General features: G+C 67.4%; 18 protein-coding genes. 7 read left to right on the forward strand and 11 right to left on the reverse strand.

Translation table 11 applies throughout. The annotated features are described in order from the left end of the window. Nucleotides 1–50: 50 nt before the first annotated feature. Together CES90_RS44780 and CES90_RS44785 are read right to left on the reverse strand one after the other, a co-directional pair. Nucleotides 51–917 (reverse strand): SDR family NAD(P)-dependent oxidoreductase, encoded by an 867-nt coding sequence (locus tag CES90_RS44780; RefSeq protein ID WP_189787553.1) that lies wholly within the window; start codon nt 915–917, stop codon nt 51–53. A 76-nt stretch (nt 918–993) separates the two neighbouring features. Further along, a complete protein-coding gene (locus CES90_RS44785; RefSeq protein WP_189787554.1) occupies nt 994–1,965 on the reverse strand; it encodes an SMP-30/gluconolactonase/LRE family protein in 972 nt (323 codons plus the stop codon). 143 nt (nt 1,966–2,108) lie between these two features. Between CES90_RS44785 and CES90_RS44790 the strand changes: the two genes are divergently transcribed. Together CES90_RS44790 and CES90_RS44795 are read left to right on the forward strand one after the other, a co-directional pair. Beyond that, a complete protein-coding gene (locus CES90_RS44790) occupies nt 2,109–3,650 on the forward strand; it encodes an aldehyde dehydrogenase family protein (RefSeq protein WP_189787555.1) in 1,542 nt (513 codons plus the stop codon). A 40-nt stretch (nt 3,651–3,690) separates the two neighbouring features. Next, on the forward strand, nt 3,691–4,497 hold the full coding sequence (locus CES90_RS44795) for a class II aldolase/adducin family protein (RefSeq protein WP_189787556.1): 807 nt from the start codon (nt 3,691–3,693) through the stop codon (nt 4,495–4,497). A 140-nt stretch (nt 4,498–4,637) separates the two neighbouring features. Here the strand turns inward: CES90_RS44795 and CES90_RS44800 are convergent, their stop codons facing one another. Then, nucleotides 4,638–5,228, reverse strand: a complete 591-nt coding sequence (locus tag CES90_RS44800; RefSeq protein WP_189787557.1) for a TetR/AcrR family transcriptional regulator — start codon at nt 5,226–5,228, stop codon at nt 4,638–4,640. 763 nt (nt 5,229–5,991) lie between these two features. Beyond that, entirely contained in the window at nt 5,992–7,053 is a 1,062-nt protein-coding gene (locus CES90_RS44805; RefSeq protein ID WP_189787558.1) for a zinc-binding dehydrogenase, read from the reverse strand. Between the two features lie 724 nt (nt 7,054–7,777). Here CES90_RS44805 and CES90_RS44810 point away from each other — a divergent pair. Continuing rightward, entirely contained in the window at nt 7,778–8,086 is a 309-nt protein-coding gene (locus CES90_RS44810; protein WP_229914372.1) for a hypothetical protein, read from the forward strand. A gap of 443 nt (nt 8,087–8,529) precedes the next feature. Here the strand turns inward: CES90_RS44810 and CES90_RS44815 are convergent, their stop codons facing one another. The 7 genes from CES90_RS44815 to eccCa all read right to left on the reverse strand — a co-directional run bounded on the left by CES90_RS44815 (nt 8,530) and on the right by eccCa (nt 18,897). Further along, entirely contained in the window at nt 8,530–9,105 is a 576-nt protein-coding gene (locus tag CES90_RS44815; RefSeq protein ID WP_189782641.1) for a hypothetical protein, read from the reverse strand. Further along, on the reverse strand, nt 9,102–10,880 hold the full coding sequence (locus CES90_RS44820) for an alpha/beta hydrolase (protein ID WP_189782642.1): 1,779 nt from the start codon (nt 10,878–10,880) through the stop codon (nt 9,102–9,104). The genes CES90_RS44815 and CES90_RS44820 overlap by 4 nt, the downstream gene beginning before the upstream one ends. A 5-nt stretch (nt 10,881–10,885) precedes the next feature. Next, nucleotides 10,886–11,308: a hypothetical protein gene (locus CES90_RS44825; protein ID WP_189782643.1), complete on the reverse strand. Its 423-nt coding sequence runs from the start codon at nt 11,306–11,308 to the stop codon at nt 10,886–10,888. A gap of 69 nt (nt 11,309–11,377) precedes the next feature. Next, nucleotides 11,378–12,715 carry a type VII secretion-associated serine protease mycosin gene (gene mycP / locus CES90_RS44830; protein ID WP_308437852.1) on the reverse strand — a complete coding sequence of 446 codons (1,338 nt, stop codon included), beginning with the start codon at nt 12,713–12,715 and terminating at the stop codon, nt 11,378–11,380. Nucleotides 12,716–12,820: 105 nt separating this feature from the next. After that, entirely contained in the window at nt 12,821–14,347 is a 1,527-nt protein-coding gene (locus CES90_RS44835; protein ID WP_189782645.1) for a WXG100 family type VII secretion target, read from the reverse strand. Beyond that, entirely contained in the window at nt 14,347–14,865 is a 519-nt protein-coding gene (locus tag CES90_RS44840; protein ID WP_189782646.1) for a hypothetical protein, read from the reverse strand. The genes CES90_RS44835 and CES90_RS44840 overlap by 1 nt, the downstream gene beginning before the upstream one ends. A 69-nt stretch (nt 14,866–14,934) precedes the next feature. After that, complete coding sequence (gene eccCa / locus CES90_RS44845; protein WP_189782647.1) at nt 14,935–18,897, reverse strand: type VII secretion protein EccCa; 3,963 nt, start codon at nt 18,895–18,897, stop codon at nt 14,935–14,937. Nucleotides 18,898–19,059: 162 nt separating this feature from the next. Here eccCa and eccD point away from each other — a divergent pair, with 162 nt between their 5' ends. From eccD to CES90_RS44865, 4 genes are all read left to right on the forward strand, one after another. Beyond that, nucleotides 19,060–20,529 (forward strand): type VII secretion integral membrane protein EccD, encoded by a 1,470-nt coding sequence (gene eccD / locus CES90_RS44850; protein WP_189782648.1) that lies wholly within the window; start codon nt 19,060–19,062, stop codon nt 20,527–20,529. A 197-nt stretch (nt 20,530–20,726) separates the two neighbouring features. Next, on the forward strand, nt 20,727–21,014 hold the full coding sequence (rpsO, locus tag CES90_RS44855) for a 30S ribosomal protein S15 (protein WP_033529274.1): 288 nt from the start codon (nt 20,727–20,729) through the stop codon (nt 21,012–21,014). A 390-nt stretch (nt 21,015–21,404) separates the two neighbouring features. After that, nucleotides 21,405–23,627, forward strand: coding sequence for a polyribonucleotide nucleotidyltransferase (locus CES90_RS44860; RefSeq protein WP_189782649.1), 2,223 nt, complete (start codon nt 21,405–21,407; stop codon nt 23,625–23,627). Continuing rightward, nucleotides 23,624–25,003 (forward strand): M16 family metallopeptidase, encoded by a 1,380-nt coding sequence (locus CES90_RS44865; protein WP_189782650.1) that lies wholly within the window; start codon nt 23,624–23,626, stop codon nt 25,001–25,003. The genes CES90_RS44860 and CES90_RS44865 overlap by 4 nt, the downstream gene beginning before the upstream one ends. The last annotated feature ends 6 nt before the right edge of the window (nt 25,004–25,009 follow it).

A 25,009-nucleotide genomic window follows, 5' to 3' on the forward strand; every position in this document is an offset into this window, starting at 1 on the left:
TTCTCGGTAGTTCGGTGGACCGGCCCGGTGAGCGGCGGCCGGGTGCCGCGTCAGTCGGTGGAGCGGTCCGAAGGCCGCGCCGTATCGGAGCGGTGGCGGCCCGTGGGGGCGATGATCCGCTCTCGTTGCCTTCTTCCCTTGGCCTCGGCGAGCGGGATCACCCACCGCATCAGGCGGGGGAAGACGCCGGCGATCCGCTGGATGCGTCCGCCCAGGGGAGGGAACACCACCTCGACCGGCTTGGAGACGATCGCGTCGACGACGGTCTTGGCGATCTCCTCCGGTGCGTAGGACTTCTCGGCGAAGGAGATGGCGCAGGCGGGGTCGGCCAGTTCCTGCTCCAGCATGTCCGTGCGGGTGGACGGGGGATGAATGATCGTGAAGTCCAGTGGCCCGTCGCGTTCTTCCAGGGCCACGCTGTGATGGAAGGCCCGCAGGCCGTGTTTCGAGCCGCAGTACGTCGCGTATCCGGGGAGCGGGAGGAACGACGTCATGCTGCAGACGGTGATGATGTGGCCGCGGCCCTGCGCGGTCATCCGCTCGATCGCCGTGCAGGTGCCGGTGATCGAGCCGAGCAGGTTGACCTCCAGGATGTCGCGGTGCTGGCGCGGGCTGAGGTCACTTGCGTGGCCGGTGTGGGTGATGCCGGCGTTGTTGACCAGCACGTCGACGGCTCCGAACGCGGCCTCGGTCGCTTCGAATGCCTTGACCCACGCCGCCGGATCCCGGACGTCCAGGACACAGCCGGCGGCCCGGCTGCCGAGACTGAGCGCCCTGGCCTGTACGGCCTGCTCGTTGACATCGGACAGCATCACGCGGTGACCGCGCGCGACCGCCGACTGCGCGATTGCGGCCCCGATGCCGGAGGCCGCGCCGGTGACGAGAAGGACCCGGCTGTTTTCAGACACTTCGCTCATGGCCAACAGAGTCTCCTGGTCGAATGTCCAAGTCAACTGTCCGATACGAGATGGTCCTCGTTCGCCCCTCGTCGATTCACAGCCGGAGCATCTCGATGCGACCACCGTTCAGCTGTGCGGCGCGGACGGGATCGTCGGTCGGCACGGTCGCCGCGAACAGGGTGCGCTCGTCGTGACCTGCGACCAGGCAGCTCAGGGTGTTCTGGCTCGTCGCCACGCGGTCGAGGACGCGGCCGCCCTCGGCCACGCGCACGCATTCGCCGCGCAGTGCGTTCGCGATCCATATCGTCTCGCCGTCGCCGTGCCAGGCGATGCCGTCGGGGGCGATCGGTGAGGCGGAGCGCTTGGCGATGGCCGGGTGGTCCAGCAGCGCCGAGATCCTGCGGGTGATCCGGCCGAGAAGCCCCGGATGGTTCACCGCGTGCCACAGGGACGGCGAGATCAGCGGGGCCCAGGGGCGCGGCTGTCCGAGCGTGCCGTCGGGGAGCACGGGGAAGGCGGTGAGGCGCATGGCCAGGGTTTCGGCCGCCACCATGGTCGTGCCGTCGGCCGTCAGGACGCATCCGTTGGGGAAGAGCACCGGCTCCGTCACCCCGAGCAGGGTCCCGTCCGCGGCCAGGCACGCGATCGGTGTCTTCGCCGGGCCGGGCGGGGCGTAGAGCATGGCGTTGGCGTGCTCGCGGGCGAACGCGTGGTAGTCAAAGCCGAAGTTGCCCACGTACGCACGTCCGTGCGGGTCGACGAGCATGTCGTTGACCGGGCCGCCGACGAGGTGCCGCAGGTCCGCGTGCTCGACGAGCTCGCCGTCTGCCTCCAGCCGGTACACCACGCCTGCGTCCATGGAGGCGACGAGCATGCGCCCGTCCGGAAGCCAGCCGAGCCCGCCGGCCCGGCCGGGAACCTTGAGGACCGTCTCGGCCTCTCCCGTGCCGTCCCAGCGGTGCACCGTGCCGTGTGCCAGGTCGGAGAACCACAGGGCTCCCTGATGCCAGCGCAGTGACTCGGGAACGCCGAAACCGCTCAGTGCGACCGATGTCGTCCGTTTCATTCCAGCCGCTCCTTGGTGACGGGCCTGGGGCGTGGTGTCGCTGCCGCAAACCAAGTTGGTCATCTGTACAAGACACTTGACTTGTACGGGTGACCGTCTCATTCTGGGCAAACCGAAGTCAACGTTCCGGCAGGAGTTTTTCCGTGGCTCAGACTCGATCGCTCACGCCCGACGGCGCTGGGGCGGACGCACACATCGCAGTGGACAACCCGGCCACCGGAGCAGTGGTCGGCCACGTCGCAGACGCGTCGGCGCAGGAGGTGGCGCAAGCGGTCGCGCGAGCCCGGCGGGCACAGCCGGGCTGGGCCGAACTGAGCGCCCGAAGCCGTGCGGAATTCTTCACGCGCGGCCGTCGGTGGCTGCTGACCCACCGGCAGGAGATCATCGACTCCATCGTCGCGGAGAACGGCAAGACCCAAGAGGACGCGATCGTCGAGATCGTCTACGGCGTCAGCGCCCTCGCCCACTGGGCCAAGCGCGCACGGCACTACCTCGCCGACACGAAGATCCGCTCGCTCTCGCCGTTCGTACTCGGCCGCAGCATGTACACCCGGCGGGTCCCCCTAGGTGTGGTCGGAGTCATCGGCCCCTGGAACAACCCGTTGATCAACTCCTTCGGTGACGCCATTCCGGCCCTGGCCGCCGGCAACGCGGTCGTCCTCAAACCTTCGGAGTACACACCGCTGACCGCGCTGCTCATGGAGAAGATGACCCGTGAGTGCGGCTGGCCCAAGGACGTCTTCCAGGTCGTGACCGGCGCCGGCGCCACCGGCCAGGCGCTGGTCGACACCGCCGACTTCGTGATGTTCACCGGATCCACGAAGACCGGCCGGGCCGTCGCCGCGCGGGCGGGCGAGCGGCTCGTCCCGTGCTCACTCGAACTCGGCGGCAAGGACGCCCTGATCGTGCTGGCCGATGCCTCGCTGGAGCGGGCGGTGAACGTCACCCTGCACGGCGCTCTGTGCAACGGGGGGCAGATGTGCACCTCGGTGGAGCGCGTCTACGTCGAGGAGCCGGTGTACGACGCGTTCGTCGCCAGGCTGCGCCGGCGGTTCGAGGAGGTCACCTCCGGCAGGCCGGCAGGGCTGGGCAGCACCGATGTGGGCGCCATGACCTTCCCGCCGCAGATGTCGATCGTCGAGGACCACGTCAAGGACGCCGTGAGCCGAGGAGCGCGCGTCCTCGTGGGGGGCCACGCCGCCCCCGGCCCGGGCCGGTTCTTCGAACCCACGCTGCTCGTCGATGTCGACCACACCATGACATGCATGCGTGAGGAGACCTTCGGACCCACGCTGCCCGTGATGAAGGTCGCAAGTGCCGAGGAGGCCGTCCGGCTCGTCAACGACAGCACCTACGGCCTGCAAGCCTCCATCATCAGCTCGAACATGAAGCGTGCCCGACACCTCGCGGAGCGTCTCGAGGCAGGCTGCGTCACCATCAACGACGCCCAGACCAACTACATGGCCTTCGGCCTGCCCATGGGCGGCTGGAAGGAGTCGGGCCTCGGCGTACGGCACGGCGCCGAAGGAATCCGCAAGTACACCAGGCTCCAGGCCGTCAGCGTGAACCGCTTCCCGACCCGCCGCGACCTTCACATGATCCCGTTCGACCCCTCGGCCTACCGGTCCATCCTGCGCCTGGTGGACCTCATGTACGGCAACCGCCTGCGCCGCCGGAGCAGGTAACCGCGCCATCGCTCACCAGATCACGAAAGGCCAGATCCCGATGACCACGACAGCCGCCGCCCCGCACATGTCCGTCGGCGCCATGCCCGAGGGCGTCACCCTGCCGCTGCCCCCGCAGAACCTGAGCGTCGAGGAGGAGCGTCAGGTCCGCAAGCAGGAACTCGCGGCCGCCTTCCGCCTGTTCGCCCGCTTCGGTTTCTCCGAGGGCGTGGCCGGACACATCACGGCCCGCGACCCGGAGAACCCCTCGGCCTTCTGGGTCAACCCCTTCGGGATGTCGTTCAGCCAGATCCGCGTCTGCGACCTGATCCTCGTCGACCATGACGGCAAGCTCCTTCAGGGCAAGCGCCCGGTCAACAACGCCGCGTTCTGCATCCACTCCGAGGTGCACCGGGCCAGGCCGGACGTGGTCGCGGCCGCACACACCCACTCCCTGCACGGCAAGGCCTTCTCCAGCCTCGGCGTCCCGCTCGAGCCGATCACCCAGGACGCCTGCGCCTTCTTCGAGGACCACGGCATCTACTCCGACTACCGCGGAGTGGTCAACGACACCGAGGAAGGCCGGCGGATCGGTGTGGCGCTGGGGGAGGGCAAGGCCGTCGTTCTGCAGAACCACGGGCTGCTGACGGTCGGGTCCTCCGTCGCCGAGGCGGCCTGGTACTTCATCACCATGGAACGTTCCTGCCAGGCCCAGTTGCTGGCCATGGCCGCCGGTGAGCCGAAGCTCATCGATGCCGAGACGGCGCGGATGGTGCGGGACCAGATCTCCGGCCCCCTGCCGGGCTGGTTCCAGTTCCGCCCCCTGTGGGACCAGATCACCGCAGACCAGCCCGACCTGTTCGACTGACATGACGCGCTGATCCCAGGAAGCCACGTCGGGTGGGTACGGCTGCTACGGCCGCCGTACCCACCCGACTTCCTGGTGTGGCCGCCGTCCGACGACGGGGCGGCCGGTGTCCATGAGCGTGCGCTCACCGGCGCCTCACCTCACGCGTCCTTGACGGCGAGGCTCATGAGGTGCTCGCCGGCCAGGCGGAGCACCTCACGGGTGTTCTCGCTGTTGCGGTCGGCCAGCCAGCACAGCGTGACGCCATCCAGCACCGCGTTGAGGTAGCGGGCCAGAACGGGAAGGGGCACCGTCCACGTGATGCCCGCGCTCTCGGCGGCTTCAGCCAGGAGCTGCTCGTGGACTTCCAGGTAATGCGCGTACTGCCGGCGAGCCAGATCCTCAAAGCCCTCCTGGCGCAACGCGTAGTGAGTGAGTTCGTACCCCACCTGATGCTCTCCCGGGCTGAGCTCGACTCCCTCCCAGAAGGTGTAGAGGCTCCTGGCGATGCGTGCGCCGAGGTCGCCCTCTCCCTCGAACACGTTCCGGGCCTTGGCCACGCCGCTGTCCGTGATGCGGGTGATGACCTCCTGCAGGAGCTCCTCACGTGAGTTGAAGCAGTAGTGAAAAACGCCCAGCGGCATCTTCGCCTCGTTGACGACAGCGCGTGTGGTGGTCTTGACGACTCCGTCGCGGACCATGACACGGAACGCCGCGGCGATGAGTTCTTCCCGTCGATCCTTCGCTGCCATGCGAGACATTCGGTCCACCGTTTCATCAAGAGTGAAATGCTCACTCCATGCTAACCGGCGTCTTGGACGATCGACCAACTATGATTCGGTCGTCAGGTGACCCGATACGGTGGCGATGTCTCGCTGACTGGCCCCACGGGCTCGGTCTCCCGCCGTCGAGGGGGCGGCGGGTCTCTTGAAGGTGGTTCGAAGGAATTTCCCACCAAGCTCCGCAGGATCCGGAGCGGCCTGGCACCCCGGTTTCTCCGCGGCGCCGTATGCAGATCCGGCTGCGAGCCGGGTGACGGCCCGCCCAGCCGACGGAGTATCGGCACAGTCCCGGAGCCGAACACCCCGGCCGGACCGGAGGGCACCGGGAGGGGAATCCGTCTGTGCGGCGAGTGCAAAGGAGTGCCCGGCGGCGGCACATGACCTCACCAGGCCACCGCCGGGCTCCTATGCCGCGCCGGTCCCGCCCCAACGGTCCCGGCGCGGTCCGGGGCCACGAGCCGCTCAGCCGCGGCCCCGGGGCAACAGGGGCTGAGACGCGCGCCGAATCCGGACCTTGAGGAGGCGTCGGCGCGCGGCTTGGTCCGCCATCGCCGACCCGCCTGACACCATCCGGGCACTCGCCGGGGAGGGGACGGGCACAGGCTCATTCCTCTCCTGCGGCTCATCCGTGTAGCCATCGGACGGCGGTGAGCACTGGGTACGTGGAGCTCTGGGCACCACCGACCCTGTGCTCCGATCGTCCGGGCCCCCGCTCAGCACGTAGGGCAGACGCTCACGGGGTGAGCACGAACCGGATCGGGTCGCCGATCTTCTTCTCCAGCCGGCTGACGGCGTCGGCGGCTTCGGCCAGCGGGATGTGGGCGGTGATGGAGGGGGCCAGGTCGAGCCGGCCGGTGGAAGCCAGGCCGATGAGCTGGGTCACGTGTTCAGGTCCGGAGCCGTAGTGGCCACGGATCTGGTTGCCGCGGAAGCAGAACTCTGTGCTGTCGGTGACGGTGAGGGGCTTGGGGGTGAGTCCAGCCAGTACCAGCACCCCGCCGGGGCCCAGGACGGCCGCGGCCTGCTCACGGACCACGGGGACTCCGGCGAAGTCGAAGGCGGCGTCCAGGCCACGGCCACCAGTGGCGAGGTCCACGGCAGCGGCGAAGTCCGCCGCGGCAGGGTCGAGCGCGAAGTCGGCGCCGAAGGCGAGGGCGCGCTCGCGGGCCTTCGGCAGCGGGTCGATGGCGATGACGGGGGTCGCCCCGGCCAGGCGGGCGAGCCGGATGCCGTGCGCGCCCAGGCCGCCCGCACCCCAGATGCCGACGGCCTGCGCCGGGCGGACAGCACCCGTCTCGACAATCGCGGCGTAGGGGGTGGAGACCGCGTCGGGGATGATCGCGGCCTGGTCGAACGGCAAGTGGTCGGGGATCGGGGCGAGCGTGTCCTCGCGGGCGATCGCGTACTCGGCCCAGCCGCCGTCGTAGTCGACTCCGCGGGTCAGCGGCATCCGGCACGATGAGCGCCGCATGCAGTCGTCGCACTGGCCGCACGCCTGCCCAGCCTGCAGGGCGACACGCATGCCGGGGGCCCAATCCCCCATCAGGTCCGGGCCGAGGGTGTGGACAACGCCCGCGACCTCGTGCCCGAGGGTGACCGCACGCGAGCGGACCACCTCGTCGACAGGGAAGGACGAGCTGAGGCTGCCGTCGATCAAGTGGACGTCGGACAAACAGACTCCGGCGGCCCTGACTTCGACCAGCACCTCTCCAGGGCCGGGAACGGGGATGGCCACCTCCTCCACTGCAAACGTCTGAGTGTCCAGGTGGAGACGTCCGGCGAGCATGGTGGGCATGGTGTGACCTCGATTTCTTGGATGTCGATGGGCAGGGCCGCGAGGTCGCCATGACCCCGGTAACGCACTGGGGAAGGCAGGCCTTGGTGATCACGGGTCTGCCTTTGTGCCCGCAGGACGCGGCGGCATGAAGCCAACATACAGCCGACATTGTCAATCGACAATGTCCTTTGATTGAGTTGGTCGACTCGCTTGCGTGAACGCTTCCCCTTCCAGGCAGGCCGGAGCGTCACCGGCGAGCCGCCGGACGTCGGCGTCCAGCGAGGCGACCACCTGCGTCCGCGCCTCCCCGATACCGGGGAGGCCGATCGGCTCTCGCACCGACGGCCCTGTCGGCGCACGCCTGCCCTCGGGCGCGACAGGGCCCCGTACCGTCCCGGGGGGTTGGCCGGCTGTCCTGCCTCACCGCCTCACCGCCTCACCGCCTGGGTCACCACACCCACCTGCACCGAAAGTGGGCGCCAGCCACCTGACTCGTGCTGCTTGCTGCCGGCATCACCGGCCGAGCGGATATGCCCCGGACGCCGGCGGGCCAGCTTCCGCCGGCGGGGACACCGGCACCACATACTCGGTGCCCGTCGAACTGGTCGTGGCCTGCAGGCGGCCGTTCAGCGGCATGACCCATCGCGATCGTCAGTACGGGTTCAGGGCGAGTGGGACCGCACGACACCCGCCCGCGGCGGCGTTCAGCCTGCGACCGCCGTGCCCCACCCACTTCGCCGGCGTGCCGGCCGCTCGCACTCAGGCGGCTGCCGCGCTGGGGGCCGGCGGAATCCTGGTTCTCGCAGGGCTCGCTCCGGAGTCGATCGTCGTCCATGGCAGCACCGGGTTCAGTTTCCGGGGCAACCAGATCCGCGGCCACCACGGCTCCGGGTTCGAGCACGTGGAACAGCTCATCGGCCTGGCCTGCGCCGGACGGATCGATCTGGCCCCGTCCGTCGCTGCGCACATCCCGCCGGCCGAGGCCGTCGACGCCGTCACCCGGCTGGAGAAGAGGATCGGCGGCCCGATCCGGTCTGTGCTCACCTCCTGATGCCCGCTGACGCCGGCCCAGGGCCGCGGCTCGATCGAACGGGTCCGGACATCGACGTGGTCCGGCAAAGGTCTGAGAAGGCCCTCCGGCGACGGCGGAGTCGTGGGAGGGGCTTCGTGCCCTGTGGCGGGCCGGTGGGGGGAGCGGTGTTTCCCCCGGCCTTGGTCCGGCCTGACGTCTCACGTCCTTCGAACGTTCCCTCAGTCGACTGTGTCACTCGTCACAATCGAGCGACATTGTCGAGTGACAATGTCGTGTGTATGGTTCTGGCCAGCGACAGCCTGCGCACTCGAATCCCTTGGGCAACTGGTCGGCCGGCAGCCTGCGGGGCAGAAGGCGGACCGTCGGAGCCGCGGGCCCCTGCCAGTTGACAACAAGCCCCCGGAGTACCTTGGTGCCGAGGGCTTTTCTGCCACTGGACTTGCTGGAACACCGCCACGTTCTTATGAGCTGGGCGAGGCAGACGAAATTGGTGTGTTTGCCGACCAGAAATCCGAAGTCTCGCTAGGGAGTGGCGGCTCGCTTCCGTCATATTCTGGAACGCCGGAAACTGGCTGCGGTGGTGCTACCGCGGATTTTTTGACACAGGGGGTTGTGACCTGAAAGTGGGCCTGGCCTTGATAGCCGAATAGCAATTGGATCTGAAACTGATCCGTAGTCAGGAAGTGCGTTGACGGATTCTTGCTGCCATTACTCGAGACGCGATGGGTAAATCCTTTCTTTTTCCAGTAGCGTTCCACGACGCCAAAAAAACTACCCCTTCGTTCTGGGGAGATAATAGTGGTCACCGAGACTCTGCGTGATACTGAGCACGTCAGGTCTGTGGAGATCCCGTGCACCCATTTCACTTGAGGCTTGATTGCCGTCATCGTTTCGGTCAGGATGCTGTCTGCTCTTTCAGCTGCTTGTTGCATTGTCATGTCGGACATGTTTTTACCTTCGCTGCCGTTATCTCCCAGCACGCCGCAGCCCGTAGCGAGCGCGATGACCATTACAGTCAATCCGGCGCGTACTTTCATCGATGATCCTCCCGGATGACTTCGTCTCCATTTCCGGCGACAATTTTAGCGATGTTTTCAGCAGACGTGAGATCTATTTCTGGGTCGAAATAATTGGAGTGGGCGTCGAAAGCGTGAGGGATAGGGAACGGTCCATCGTCTGTTCGCATACGAATGGCGCCGAACTCTTCGTTCACAGGGTCGGTGCCAAACCAGTTGTCGTCATCGCCTGGGTCGCCCAGGTCCGAGCCCACGGCAAGGCCCACGCCCGCGCCGACTGGCCCACCGACAGCGAAGCCTGCGGCTGCCCCAATAGCTCCACCAGCAACCGAACCGCCGGACGGCGCGTGTGTGACGAGGTCATTGCCGGCTGCTCCGACGAAGACATGCTCCTTGCTGACACCAAGGTCTTCGGCGCGGTCCACGCCCACACCCGGGCTGCCGAGCAGGATGTAGTCATCGACGTCAGGCATGCCGCCTGGTTGCTGGCTGGCGGTACCCACGGTCAGAGAACCGTATGAGTGGCCGATGGCGGTCACGTGGGGGTCGGCATTTTCATTCGCCGCTGCGATTCCACTCATGAAATTCTGGTACGCGGGTGCACCTCTTTCGGCGTCGTCAGTGAATCCTACATCGGCACCCAATGGCGCGTCATACCCGAGCCAAACGATTGAAGCGCTTGAAGGATCGATTCTTCGAGCTCCAATGGCAGTGTCTCGTGCGCGCTTCAATGTGCCGTCGGCGAACTCTCCATCAAGTTTCGTGCTCAAGCCGGGTACGTAGGCGGATACGTTCCTTGATGTGTCAGGGTTTCCGTATGAAACGATCGCTCTTCCCTGTCCTTCATCTCCGATACCGAGGAGGAACATGGGTGGGTTGCTTCCCGCCAGGAGTTGATCGTTAATTTTACGGAGACCTGCGAGCTTTGTCTGAGCATCCTCACTGCCCTGGGCTTCCAATTTTCCCATGAGCTGCGGCAGGTAAGTGCGATTGGCCTCATCGCGGGCCACTGCCGGGATGCCGTCCATGTTGCCGATGGTGTCTGGATAGATTGCCATATAGGCGATGCGGTCCTCTTCGCTGAGGCCGTCCCACCACTCCTTCCGTTCTGCTGCCGACTTGTCCGTGGGAATATCGTCTTTGAGAACGTCGTCGACAGCTCCGTGAACGGCAGAGGCATCGGCGCTCACATCTGCCCACGTCGCGTCGGTAACCTCGAGGCCTTCTGCGGCCTTCAGTTTGCTGACTGCCGCAGAGTATTGCTCGTCAATGGAGTTCGCTTCACTCAGCGCAGTAGCGATCCTGTTGGCGATCCCTTGCGCGAGTGTTGCGTTCGGATTCATGGTGGCTGCGGCTACCGTGGTGCGAAGAGTTCGGGAGAAGAAGTCGTCAGCCCCCGAAACTGTGTCTCCGGGGAGTTCCGTATCGCTGGATTTCGCTGCCGGGTAGCGTACCGAGCCATCGTCGAACACCTCGAAATTCATACTCTCGGCCTCTGCGAGAGCGTCGAGCAGTCGGCGCTGTGGAGCCGCCAATTCTTCGGCGAGTCCGTGCAGAGCGGCGCTCACCAGGCCGCACTCCGTATGAATGTATTGATAGTTCCGTGAGAGTGTTCCCAGGCGTATGACAGCCGCCACCGCTGACATGCTCTCTTGCGTATCGGTCAGGGTTGCGACGATCTCGTTGTTGACCCGGTCGCGAGAGGAGTAGGCCTTCTTGCTGATCTCTGACCAGCCTCGGGCAGCGTCGACCAGTTCCGTCAGTTTGAGGTCCTTTAGTTCCTGTAGAGAGATCAAGGTGGTTACTTCCCGCCGGGGAATCGTGATGCCGACATGCGTTCACTGGCGATGGCTGATGTGAGGGCAGCCTCGTTCTCTCCCTGGTCCCGGGCTACCTGGCGCATCGGCGAATCCAGATTCTCACACTCGTCCCGGACCGCCTTCAGGCGGCGATGCCATGAGTCCCGTACGGCATCCATGGCCAACACTGTTGCCAGCGCTTTGGTGCTCGGGGAAAAAGTGCTGTCCTCGTCGCTGAGCTGTGTCACGCCGGAAGCCGTGGTCGCGCGCAATTCAGTGAGGACCCTGGCACCTTTGAGCCATGGAAAGTCGATGTAGACCATGCGTCCACCGGCCTCTCCTTGCCCCGAGTCGGCGGCAGCGGACGTAGTGCTGTTGGTCGTGGCCTGGTTGCGGGCTGACGACCACTGTTCTTCGAAGGACACAGAGACCTCTTTGGTGACAACAGTTGCCTATTTGACCGGGCGGTTCGATGGCTGCTCCGACAGAGCAGTTCAAGAAGACGGGCCGGGCCCAGGAGGTGGCGGCGAATAAGGGGAGTTCGAGGGCGCCTGAGGCGGGCCATAGGTCCCGTAGGTGTGGGGAGGCTGTGAAGTGGGAGGCGCGTACCCAGGAGGGATCGTCGAGATCGACGGAATCGTGGATCGTCGCCGGCGCGCGAGGATCATCGGGACGACAATCGCCGCGCCGAGCAGTGCTGCTGCTCCGATGCCCAGGCTGATCCAAAGGACTGCGTTGTCATCGTCCGAGGGCGAGGCACTGGTGGTCGACTCGTCCGCGTCCGCATTCTCGTCGCCGGAGGAGCCGCTGGACTTCGAAGCCCCAGGAGACGGAGAGGCTGACTCCGCGGCCGCAGCGAGGTCGGGCAGCGGATACTCGTCCGCAGGTCCCGGGTCGCCAGGGTTCTGCAGCGCGATACGCGGACGGACAATGCCGTAACCGATGGCGTTGTTCCAGGTCCACTTCTTCTCGTTGCCCTTCATCGAGTTGATCAGGACACGCAGAACCTGGTTGTTCGTCCACGTGGGGTGCTTCGACCAGATGAGGGCGGCGGAGGCGGAGGCGATCGCGGTGGCGTCGCTGGTTCCGTCGGAGTTACAGACTTGAGTGCCACCAGGACACGCGTGGACCATATTTTCACCGGGGGCGGCGATATCTACTTGCTTTCCCCACTGGGAGAAGGAGCTTCGTTCGATGTCCTCGTTGATCGCTCCGACGCCGATGACGCCAGGTGTGGCTGCTGGATACATGGGTAGGTTGTCTTTGTCGCCGCGGTTGCCGACACCGGCGAAGATCAATTTACCTTTAGCGAGGGCGTACTTCACGGCTGCAGCAAGTTCCGGGGTTCCGACGTTCTGCATTCCTGGAGTGTTTTCACTGGCCATGGAAATGTTGATGATCTGAGCTCTGGAGTCCGCCGCGAATCGGATCGCCTCCGTCATCTTTCTGGAATACTCGGCTCCTGTATCCACCTTTCCGTAGTCTTCGGTGGCGTACCTCATGCGGATGGGGAGGATCTTCACCCCTGGCGCGAGGCCATAGGAGCCGTTGAGTTCCCCGCGCGCGCCAGTTGCCGCGATGAGAGCGGCCACGCCGGTCCCATGCCCTTCAAGGTCGGTTTTTTCGTCTCCGGACTGCTTCGAGTAGTCCTTACCTTCAAGGACTTGGCCTTTGAGATCGGCCAAACTGTCATCTACTCCGGAGTCGATGACAGCAACGGTTATGCCACGCCCGGTGCTGATCTTCCACATCTCGTCAGCCTGCATGGCATCGAGGTGCCATTGCCGGGAGCGAATCGAGTCGGCATGCGCAGGAGTTGGGGTGATGCCCACCAGCAGCAGTCCGAGGGCACCTGCGACTACCGACGCGGGTCGCGCTATTTGCTTACTACTGGTTCGCATGTGCCTTCCAGGGGCGGGTCGCAACCGAATGAGGAGTCAGTCGACAACTGGTGGCAGCGGGCGACGATTGCCACGCTGCCAGGTCTCCTCGTCTTCGGTCAGATAGTCGGGTCGATCGCCTTGACGGGGGTCGCGTCGTGTTGATGACGAACTGGCCATGTGTGCAGTTATGCCGTCGCGGCGCTGCGTTGAGCTCTGTGCGGGCGCGGATCCACCAGCATGCCGAGTGAGACCCGATCCTCCTGGGGTGAAAGGACGGGATCCGCCATTGCCAGGCTGGTTCGGACGGTTGCCGAACACTCCGCCAGCCTCAGAAGCCAGACGTCGGCCGACGGATGCACCATTGCTGTGCCCAGCACCTGAATTGCCTCCAAAGGGCATGCCGGGAGTGATACCACGCCCCATCGCCGTACGTCCCTGCGCGCCTTCGCCGATGACGGTCCCCCTCGGAAGGGCCCCAGTCGGACGGCCTGAGGTCGGGGGCACAGGGCGTCCCCCTACGATTCCGGTCTCGCGCGGCATGCGAGCACTGCCGTTGGCCACGCCCTGGCCAGGCAGGAATGGTGCCCGAGTGGCCGACGGAACGCGGCCGGGGGCAGTCGGACTAGTGCTGCTTCTGGTGCCGTCGAAGGGCGGGATACCGACCGGTTGCGACGGAAGACGTGGGTCGGGACGCTCTGAGCCGCCGGGAACAACCGAAGGCTGAGTGAGGTCTGGTCCCGAAGATTTCGGGAGGGTGTTCAGGCCGTCAAGACCCATGTTGACTGGCTCGGGACGAGAAATCCGCTCCTTGCCCGGCTCAGTTGGGGTCGACTGCGAAGTGGAGTCGCGTTCGCGACCGTTGAGACCAGAAGTGGTGGACGAACCTGTCCCGTTGCCACTTCCACCGGACGGAGAAGTGATCGATTCGTAATTACGATCGTCGTCCACCCACTGGCCACGGTTCATGCTCTTTGCCGGCGGCACAAACGTAGGCGGCTCCACAGAATTAACCTGCGCAGCCGACTGCTGGTAAGTCTGCGCCAGCTTCCGCATCTGTTGCGCCGCCTCGTACCGGGCCGCGTCGATTCGCCACTGTGCCGCCGTCGCGTCGGACTGGGCGGTCTGGGCCAGTTTTCGGGCGTCGGGGTCGTTGCGGGCGCCCGGCTCCTTGGTTGCGGCCAGGGACTTCTCCGCGGTGCGCAGGTCCGCCTGCGCGGCCGTGGTCTCGGAGGTGGCCGGCATGACCGCCTTCGCCTCCGCGATGGCCTGGGACACGATGCCCATCCAACGGGACGCCACCTCGGCGTACTCGCCGAGGTGGAGCGTGGCGCTCGCAGTCTGCCCGCCCCACTCGCGGAAGGTGTCGCCGGCCTCGCCCTGCCACTCCAGGCCCTTGACGTACGTCATGAGGTCGTCGCCGATCTTGGTGATCGTCGAGGCGGCCTTGGAGAGCTTCGCGGCGAGGTCGTAGGCGCCCTCTGCGTTGGCGGAGTCCAGCATCGCCGCGAGCTGAGCGTGGGTCATGGACTCGAAGTCGGTGTGCTGGGGCGTGGGTTGCTTTCGCTGGGGCTGCTCGCTCATTACAGGCCCTTCTCCGCTTCGGTGACCTCCGCGATCGGCTCGTCCTGTTGCTGCTGTGCCTGCTGTCGGGCATACGGGTCACGGTCGACGTCGTAGTACTTGTCGACCTCCGCGTTGACCTCCCGCATCCGCGCCTTGATGTCCTCGTCCAGGTTCTCGAAGCCCACCCGTGACGCGTGCACGGCCAGTCCCACCCCTTCGATCTGTGCGCTGAGCGCCTTCGAGAGGTTCTCCAACTCGTCGTGGACGATGGCGTACGACTCGTAGAGGAACTGTGCTTCCTTGAAGTCGGCAGATCCGAGCTGGGCGCGGGAGAGACGGTCCTGGCCGACCTTGTCGGGGGAAGCCTCGGACTTGCCCAGCTCGATCAGCAGGTTGTCGACGCGCTTCTTGAAGTTCTTCATGGCGTCGTGCTGGATGTCCAGCGCCATCTGAGGGTTCACGCCGTACAGGCTGTCGAAGGACTTGCCGGTGTCCGGCGCGTCCCCGCCCCTGCCCTCGCCCCCGTCCGAACTCATGTCGGCCGCCTCCCCGTTCTCCCCGTTCACCCAAGTCAACCAAGGCCTGTTTCAACGCTGTTCATCACTCTAATGGCGTTGCGGAAGCAAGCCCACCTGGATAAGTGGGGCTCCGCGCTTCCGTGACACGAATGTGCCCCGCCCCGGAGGCATGGGCCGCGCCCGGACGTTGCCGAGGATGTCGCCCTCCATGGGGTCGCCGGACAGGACGACTCCCTGCGCGCCGAGCTCCTTCACTCGCTGCATGAACGACTCGTACATGGAACGCGAGGCCCCCGCCGCGTTACGGGCGATGATGAACTTCACGCCCACGTCACGGGCGAAGGGCAGATGCTCGACGAGGGCCGACAGCGGGTTCCCGGAGTTCGTGGCGACCAGCTCGTAGTCGTCGACGATGACGAACAGCTGCGGTCCGCTCCACCAGCTGCGGTCGCGCAGCTGCTGCGGCGTGATGTCGGGCTTGGGCGCGCGCATCTCCATGAACTGCCGTATGGCGTCCATGTGGACGTCCATCGCGGATGCCATCGGTGCGTACTCGAGCAAATGGTCCTCGGAGACCGCCTCCAGCATCGTCCTGCGGTAGTCGCCGACGACGATCCGGGCTTCCGAGGGGGTGTAGCGCTCGGCGATCTGCTTCGCGATCAGGCGCAGCAGGTTCGTCTTGCCCGACTCGCTCTCCCCGAAGACCAGGAAGAAGGGGTCCGTGTCGAAGTCGATGAAGACCGGTTCGAGGTTGGCCTCGTCGATACCGATCGCGATGCCGTGCTGCGGGAACTCGAATCCCTTGGGCAACTGGTCGGCCGGCAGCCTGCGGGGCAGAAGGCGGACCGTCGGAGCCGCGGGCCCCTGCCAGTTGCCCTTGACCGCCTGCACCAGCTGGGCCGTGGCGTCCGACAGGCCGTCCGCGTCCGACGAGGAGTCGATACGCGGCAGTGCCGTCATGAAGTGCAGCTTCTCCGGGACCTGGCCACGGCCCGGCACACCTGCCGGAACGTTCGCCGCGACCCTGCGGTCGAACTCGGAGTCCATGACGTCACCGAGGCGCAGCTCCAGCCGGCCCAGGATCTGGTCCTTGAGCGCCGACCGCACCTCCATGTAGCGCGACGCGGAGAGCACGACGTGGATGCCGTACCCGAGGCCGCGGCCCGCGATGTCGTTGACCACGCCCTCCAGGGCGTCGTAGTCGCCCTTGAAGTTGCCCCAGCCGTCGATGACCAGGAAGACGTCGCCCCAGGCCTCGCCGGGCAGTTCGCCGGCCGCGCGCCGTCGACGGTATGTGCCGATGGAGTCGATGCCGTTCGCGCGGAAGAACTGCTCGCGGCGGTTGAGGATGCCCGACACCTCCGCGACCGTACGCCGGACCCGTTCGGGGTCCAGCCGGGAGGCGACTCCGCCGATATGCGGCAGGTCCGACAGTGACGACAGGCCGCCACCGCCGAAGTCGAGGCAGTAGAACTGCACCTCGTGCGGCGTGTGGGTCAAGGCGAACGAACCGATCAGCGTGCGCAGCAGCGTGGACTTGCCGGACTGGGGGCCGCCGACGACCATCATGTGACCCGCCGCGCCGGAGAAGTCCCGGTACAGCACCTCGCGCTTCTGCTCGAACGGCTTGTCGATCAGACCGAGAGGGACCGTCAGTCCGCCCGGCCGCGCGTACTCGGCGGCCTGCAGGCCGCGTTCGGCCGTCGAGGCGAGCGGCGGCAGCAACTGGTCCAGCGTCGGCGCCTGGTCCAGCGGCGGCAGCCACACCTGGTGGGCGGGCACACCCTGCCCCTCGAGCCGCTGCACGATGACGTCGAGCACCGTGTCGGCCAGCGCGTCGTCGTCCTGCCTGGAGGGCGGAGCCTGGCCCTGCGCCGGGTCCGGAGTCGCATAGGTGACCGGCACCGGCGTCGCCGTGAACAGCGCGGGCCGGCGCTCGATCGGCATCCGGTCCCGGGAGACGTCGGGGCCGCCGGAGCGGTACGCACCCGACACGTACGCCGCCTTGAAGCGGGTCATCTCGTCCGTACCGAACTTCAGATACCCGGAACCTGGCACGGAGGGCAGATGGTAGGCGTCCGGAACGCCCAGCGCCGCACGCGACTCCGCGGCCGAGAACGTACGCAGACCGATCCGGTACGACAGATAGGTGTCCAGCCCGCGCAGCCGGCCCTCCTCCAGGCGCTGCGAGGCGAGCAGTAGATGCACACCCAGGGAGCGCCCGATGCGGCCGATCTGGATGAACATGTCGATGAAGTCCGGCTTGGCCGTGAGGAGTTCGCTGAACTCGTCGATCACCAGGACGAGCGAGGCCAGCGGCTCCAGCGGCGCACCGGCGGCCCGCGCCTTCTCGTAGTCGTGGATGTTGGCGTAGTTGCCCGCCGAGCGCAGCAGCTCCTGACGGCGCTGCAGTTCACCGCGGATCGCGTCGCCCATGCGGTCGACGAGGGTCAGGTCGTCGGAGAGGTTGGTGATGACGGCGGCGACATGCGGCATCTGGGACATGCCGGCGAAGGTGGCGCCGCCCTTGAAGTCCGCGAGGACGAAGTTCAGCGTCTCGGAGGAGTGGGTGACCGCGAGGCCGAGCACCAGCGTGCGCAGCAGCTCCGACTTGCCGGAGCCGGTCGCGCCCACACAGAGGCCGTGCGGGCCCATGCCGTCCTGCGCGGCCTCCTTGAGGTCCAGCATCACGGGCCGGCCGTCCTCGCCGACACCGATGGGCACCCGCAGGCGCTCCGGTGTCGACCGCGGTCGCCAAGTGCGGGTGACCTCCACGGAAGCGGCGTCGCCGAGCCCCAGCAGATCGGTGAAGTCCAGGTTGGCGAGCAGCGGTTCGTCGTCGTTGCCGCCGCCCATGCGCAGGGGGGCCAGCTGCCGGGCGAGCGCCTCGGCGGCGGGCAGGGACAGCCCGTCGGGCGTGCCCTCGTAGGCGACCTCGGCACCCGTGTCCAGCCACAGCCGGTCCGGCCGTACGACGATGGAGAGGCCGCCCCGGGGCTGGTCGAGCTCGCCCGGGACGACCTCGATGATGGTCACGCCCTGCAGACCCTCGGCGGCCGCGAAGGCGGAGGTCGGGGGCACGATTCCGCCGTCGAGGACGACAATGAGGTGCGGCTGGTCCAGGACGGGCTGACCGTCCCGGCTGAAACGCGGGCGGCCTTCGAGGCGGGCCGACAGCAACTGCTCCAGCTCACCGAGATCGTCACCGAACAGCCGCCGCGTGCCGGCCCCGTCGAACTGCCCGGTCAACTGGCTGTGCGGCAGCCACTTGGTCCAGTCCCAGCGGCCGACCGCGTTCGGGGCGGCGACCACGGCCAGCAGCAGATCGTCGGGAGAGTGAAGAGTGGTGAGTTGGGCCACCAGGGCGCGTGCGGCGGCCTGTGCGCTCTCCGGCTCGCCGGACACCGTCACGTGGTAGAAGGCGCGCATCGACACCGCGACCGGCAGCCCGTCCAACTGACCGTGCACCGCGAGGAAGCGCTGCATGGCACCGGCGCAGAGAGGTTCGAGCTCGTCCACGGGCGCGGTCTCGGGAGCCACCAGGGGAGAGGCCAGCTGCTGCGGGCCCAGACCGATCCGCACCTGCCCGAAGTCCGCGTCCCCGACCCGGCGTTCCCACACCCGGCTGCCCTCGGCGACCACCGACCACAATTGCTCGGGAGAGGGGTGCAGATACAGCTGCGCGTCGCGCTGCTTCAAGCCGGTCCTACGGACCGTACGCCGGGTCTGCGCGAGGTATTTGAGATAGTCCCGGCGCACATCGGCCATTTGCCCCTGCGTACCGCGACGGTGTCGGACGATCTGCGCGATCACCATCGCGGCCGTCGACACGAGCATCACCACACCCATGATCCTCATGAACGGATGGGCGTTCGGGGACGCGAAGTAGAACACCACCGACGAGCCCATGCCGAGCGTCGGCAGGATCTGCATCAGCATGCCCTCCTGCTGACCCCGCGGCAGCTCCGGAGGAGCCTCCAACCGCAGCTCGTCGGAGGGCACTTCGGGCGGCAGGGAACGCGGTGGGCGCTTGATGACGATCTGGCTCACCGCTGCATCAATCCCCTTATGCGGACAGGCAGTTCCGTACCGGCACCCCCGTGGTGACGGTCGCCCTCCACTCGCCCGGATCCTACTTGTCACCACTGACGGCCCCTACCGGTAGGGTGACGCCCGCAGCGTACGCATCCGCGAAGCAGGGGGTCAGTAAAGGTGAGTACGACCGCGACGACCGGGTTCTGCCGAGTCACTGTCGTGGCACCCGACAGCCGCATCGACGTCGCCCTCCCGGTGGACATCACCATCGCCGACGTCTATCCGGAGATCCTGCGCCTGACCGGCCAGACCCAACCGGTCGGCACTCCGACGGGCTACCACCTGGTACGCCGCGACGGCACCACTCTCGACGGCGCCCGTACGCTCGCCGACGAACGGGTGCTCGACGGCGAGGTGCTCAGCCTGCGACCCTTCGCCGAATCGCTGCCACCCGCCGTCCACGACGACGTCTCCGACGCGGTCGCCTCCGCGGTCGTTCGCGACCGCCACCTGTGGAGTGACGACCTGCTGCGTGTCGCCGGGCTGATCGGCGGCGCCCTGTTCCTGCTGCTCGTCGCCTTCGTGCTCTGGTACGCCGACCCGGTCCGCCACGACATGCACGGCCTGCCCGGCGTCATCGCGGGTGGCCTGGGCGTGCTCCTGACCGCCTACGCGGCCGTGCGCGCACGGGTGTACGCCGACCGCGTGGGCGCGGCGGCCATGGGGCTCGCCGCCCTGCCCCTGCTCCTACTCGCGGGCTCCGGAATCATCGGCCCGGCGGGCGGACAGGGGCCGGGCAAGCTGCAGTTCATGCTGGGCTGCGTGGCGGTGCTGGTCGCCTCCGTCGCGCTCGTCGCGCTCGCCCCCAGCGGGGACGCGGCCTTCGTGGCCACCACCTTCGCGGCGGCGGTCGGCGCCGTGGCCACCTTCGTGGCGATCGTCGCCGACGGCTCCGCGACCGACATCGCCGCGGTGTGTGCCCCGGTCTCCGTCGGCCTGGTCGCCTTCCTGCCCGGTCTGTCGGCTCGCTTCGCCCGGCTGCCGATCGGCTACGCCTCGCCGCGCTCCGCCGCGTACGAGGACTTCGACCTGGACCCTTCCCAGGCCCCGGACACCGAGCCCCTCGACGCCGAGCGCATCGCTGCCCAGGCCCGGCGCGGGCACGAGATGCTGCTGGGCCTCGTCGGCGGCACTTCCGCGGTGGTGGTCGCCTCCACCGCCGTACTCGGCTTCTCGGACGGGCTGTGGGGCCGGCTCCTGGGCCTCGCCGCCGGTCTCGCCATGCTGATCCGCGCCCGTCTGTTCCGCTACACCTCGCAGGTGGCCTGCGCCCTCGTCGCCGGTGTCGCGGCCCTCGCCCTCCTGCTGATCGGCCTCGCGCTCAACCCGCCGGCCGAGGCCCTCACCGAGTTCGTGCTCCACGGCGACCGGGGTGCCCTGAACCTCCGCACCATCTGGCTCACGGCCGCCGTCGCCGCCGGAGCCGCGCTGCTCACGGCGATCGGCCTGATCATCCCCCAGAAGGGTCTCTCCCCATTCTGGGGCCGCCTCCTCGACATCGCCGAGGCGTTCGTGCTGCTCACCCTGATCCCGCTGTGCCTGGCGGTCCTGGGTGTCCTCACCACGGTCCGGTCACTGACCGGCTGAGGGCCGCCCCGACCGCCCGACCGAGCGCGTCCCACCAGCCTGGTACCCTTGCACCGGCCGTCTGTGTACGCACCCCGGACTCCCTCAAGGACCCGGAGGCAGCGCCGACGGATCCCGCCACCCGAGTCACAGAAGCCCCCCTGAGACGAAGACCAGGGGCACTCGGTGGCATCGAAGAGACTCATGAGGAGTATCGCGTGTCGCTCGACGCCGCTACGAAGAAGCAGATCATCAGCGAGTTCGGTACCAAGGAGGGCGACACCGGCTCCCCCGAGGTCCAGGTCGCGATGCTCTCCCGCCGTATCTCTGACCTGACCGAGCACCTCAAGACCCACAAGCACGACCACCACTCCCGTCGTGGTCTGCTGATCCTGGTCGGTCAGCGTCGCCGCCTGCTGCAGTACCTCGCCAAGAAGGACATCCAGCGCTTCCGTACGCTGGTCGACCGCCTCGGCATCCGCCGTGGTGCGGCGGGCGCCAAGTAAGACGCCGTGAAGGGAGCGGTTCCCGAAACGATCGGGGGCCGCTCCCTTTGCCGTACATGCGGCAGCTGCCGTACATACGGAAGCTGCCGTACATGCGGAAACGTGCGGAGTGTCACCACCCCTTTGTAGTGTGGTAGCACAACGCAATATGTACGACGCACCATGCATGACACAGCGTGAGGGCCCCGTACCCGGGTGACCGAACGCACCGAACGAGGAGAAGCGCACCTCGCCGCCGCCGGTCCTCGGTAGTGGCCCCCGGGGATAACGAACCCCGAGGGCTTCGATCGAAGACCGGCCCGCACCAGACGGCGCGCTTCTCCGCCACCGTCCCCCTGCCACACGGGCAGGCCCAGGGACAAAAGACGATACGTAACGGAGAAACCGCTAGTGGAGAACGAGACCCACTACGCCGAGGCCGTCATTGACAATGGCTCCTTCGGCACCCGCACCATCCGCTTCGAGACGGGCCGTCTGGCCCGCCAGGCCGCCGGCTCCGCCGTGGCCTACCTGGACGACGACACCATGGTGCTGTCGGCCACCACCGCCTCCAAGAACCCCAAGGACCAGCTCGACTTCTTCCCCCTCACGGTGGACGTCGAGGAGCGGATGTACGCCGCCGGCAAGATCCCCGGCAGCTTCTTCCGCCGTGAGGGCCGTCCCTCCGAGGACGCCATCCTCACCTGCCGCCTCATCGACCGCCCGCTGCGCCCGTCCTTCAAGAAGGGCCTGCGCAACGAGATCCAGGTCGTCGCCACGATCATGGCGCTCAACCCCGACCACCTGTACGACGTCGTCGCGATCAACGCCGCGTCCGCGTCCACGCAGCTGGCCGGTCTGCCCTTCTCCGGCCCGATCGGCGGCGTCCGCGTCGCGCTGATCAACGGCCAGTGGGTGGCCTTCCCGACCCACTCCGAGCTGGAGGCCGCCGTCTTCGACATGGTCGTCGCCGGTCGCGTCCTGGAGGACGGCGACGTCGCGATCATGATGGTCGAGGCCGAGGCCACCGAGGAGACCATCAAGCTGGTCCAGGGCGGTGCCGAGGCGCCGACCGAGGAGGTCGTCGCCGCCGGTCTGGACGCCGCGAAGCCCTTCATCAAGGTCCTGTGCAAGGCCCAGGCCGACCTCGCGTCGAAGGCCGCCAAGCCGACCGCCGAGTTCCCGATCTTCCTCGACTACCAGGACGACGTCCTGGAGGCCCTCACGGCCGCCGTCAAGGACGAGCTCGCCCAGGCGCTCACCATCGCCGGCAAGCAGGAGCGCGAGACCGAGCTGGACCGCGTCAAGGCGCTCGCCGCCGAGAAGCTGATCCCCCAGTTCGAGGGCCGCGAGAAGGAGATCTCCGCCGCGTACCGCTCGCTGACCAAGACCCTGGTCCGTGAGCGCGTCATCAAGGAGAAGAAGCGCATCGACGGCCGTGGCGTGACGGACATCCGTACGCTCGCCGCCGAGGTCGAGGCCATCCCGCGCGTGCACGGCTCCGCGCTGTTCGAGCGTGGCGAGACCCAGATCCTGGGCGTCACCACCCTCAACATGCTCCGCATGGAGCAGCAGCTGGACACCCTCTCCCCGGTGACCCGCAAGCGCTACATGCACAACTACAACTTCCCGCCGTACTCCACCGGTGAGACCGGCCGCGTCGGCTCCCCGAAGCGCCGCGAGATCGGCCACGGCGCCCTCGCCGAGCGCGCCCTGGTCCCGGTCCTGCCGACCCGCGAGGAGTTCCCCTACGCGATCCGTCAGGTGTCCGAGGCCCTGGGCTCCAACGGCTCGACGTCCATGGGTTCGGTCTGTGCCTCCACCATGTCGCTGCTCAACGCCGGTGTGCCCCTGAAGGCCCCGGTCGCCGGTATCGCCATGGGTCTGATCTCCCAGGAGATCGACGGCGAGACGCACTACGTCACCCTCACCGACATCCTCGGTGCGGAGGACGCCTTCGGCGACATGGACTTCAAGGTCGCCGGCACCAAGGAGTTCGTGACCGCCCTCCAGCTCGACACCAAGCTGGACGGCATCCCGGCCTCCGTCCTGGCCGCTGCCCTCAAGCAGGCCCGTGACGCCCGCCTCCACATCCTCGACGTGATGATGGAAGCGATCGACACCCCGGACGAGATGTCCCCGAACGCCCCGCGGATCATCACCGTCAAGATCCCCGTGGACAAGATCGGCGAGGTCATCGGCCCCAAGGGCAAGATGATCAACCAGATCCAGGAGGACACCGGCGCCGAGATCACGATCGAGGACGACGGCACCATCTACATCGGTGCCGCCGACGGCCCGGCCGCCGAGGCCGCCCGCGCCACGATCAACGGCATCGCCAACCCGACCATGCCGGAGGTCGGCGAGCGCTACCTGGGCACCGTCGTGAAGACGACGACCTTCGGTGCGTTCGTGTCGCTGCTCCCGGGCAAGGACGGTCTGCTGCACATCTCGCAGATCCGCAAGCTCGCCGGCGGCAAGCGCGTGGAGAACGTCGAGGACGTCGTCGGCGTGGGCCAGAAGGTCCAGGTCGAGATCGCCGAGATCGACTCCCGCGGCAAGCTCTCCCTGATCCCCGTGATCGAGGGCGAGGAAGGTTCCTCGGACGACAAGAAGGACGACGCCGACCAGTGACGTCGCGTAGCTCCAAGGCGACGGCCCGCACCTCCTCGGAGGCGCGGGCCGTCGCCCGTACCCAAACCCTGATCAAGGGCATGAACGGCATCGGTACGGTCCGTAAGACCACCCTCCCGGGCGGCCTGCGCATCGTCACCGAGACCCTGCCGTCCGTGCGCTCCGCCACCTTCGGCATCTGGGCCCACGTCGGCTCCCGCGACGAGACCCCCGCCCTGAACGGCGCCACGCACTACCTGGAGCACCTGCTCTTCAAGGGCACCTCCCGTCGTAGCGCGCTCGACATATCGTCCGCGATCGACGCGGTCGGCGGCGAGATGAACGCGTTCACGGCGAAGGAGTACACCTGCTACTACGCGCGCGTGCTCGACAGTGACCTCCCGCTCGCCATCGACGTCGTCTGCGACATGCTCACCGGCTCGCTCATCCGCGAGGAGGACGTCGACGTCGAACGCGGCGCCATCCTCGAAGAGATCGCGATGACCGAGGACGACCCCGGCGACTGTGTGCACGACCTGTTCGCGCACACGATGTTCGGCGACACCCCCCTCGGCCGCCCGGTCCTCGGCACGGTCGACACGGTCAACGCCCTCACCGCCGACCGCATCCGCCGCTTCTACAAGAAGCACTACGACCCGACCCACCTCGTGGTCGCCTGCGCCGGCAACATCGACCACAACAGGGTCGTACGACTGGTCCGTGCGGCCTTCGAGAAGGCGGGTGCACTGACCCGTACCGACGCCACGCCGATCGCCCCGCGTGAAGGCCGCCGCAGCCTCCGTACGGCCGGCCGTGTCGAGCTCATCGGCCGCAAGACCGAGCAGGCGCACGTCGTCCTCGGCCTGCCCGGTCTCTCCCGCACCGACGAGCGCCGCTGGGCCCTCGGCGTGCTCAACACCGCGCTCGGCGGCGGCATGTCCTCCCGCCTCTTCCAGGAGGTCCGCGAGAAGCGGGGCCTCGCCTACAGCGTGTACTCGTACACCTCCGGCTTCGCCGACTGCGGCCTCTTCGGCGTCTACGCCGGCTGCCGCCCGTCCCAGGTGCACGACGTGCTGAAGATCTGCCGCGACGAGCTCGACCAGGTCGCCGAGCACGGACTGCCCGACGACGAGATCGAACGCGCCGTGGGCCAGCTCCGCGGCTCCACGGTCCTCGGCCTGGAGGACACCGGTGCGCTCATGAACCGCATCGGCAAGAGTGAGCTGTGCTGGGGCGAGCAGATGTCCGTCGACGAGATGCTGACCCGGATAGCCATGGTGACCCCGGACGAGGTCCGTGCCGTGGCCCGGGACATCCTGGGACAGCGTCCCTCCCTGTCGGTGATCGGCCCGCTCAAGGACAAACAGGCGTCCCGTCTGCACGAAGCCGTCGCCTAACACCCG

Origin of the sequence: Streptomyces capitiformicae (assembly GCF_002214185.1) — a bacterium.
In the GTDB taxonomy this organism is placed as follows: domain Bacteria; phylum Actinomycetota; class Actinomycetes; order Streptomycetales; family Streptomycetaceae; genus Streptomyces; species Streptomyces capitiformicae.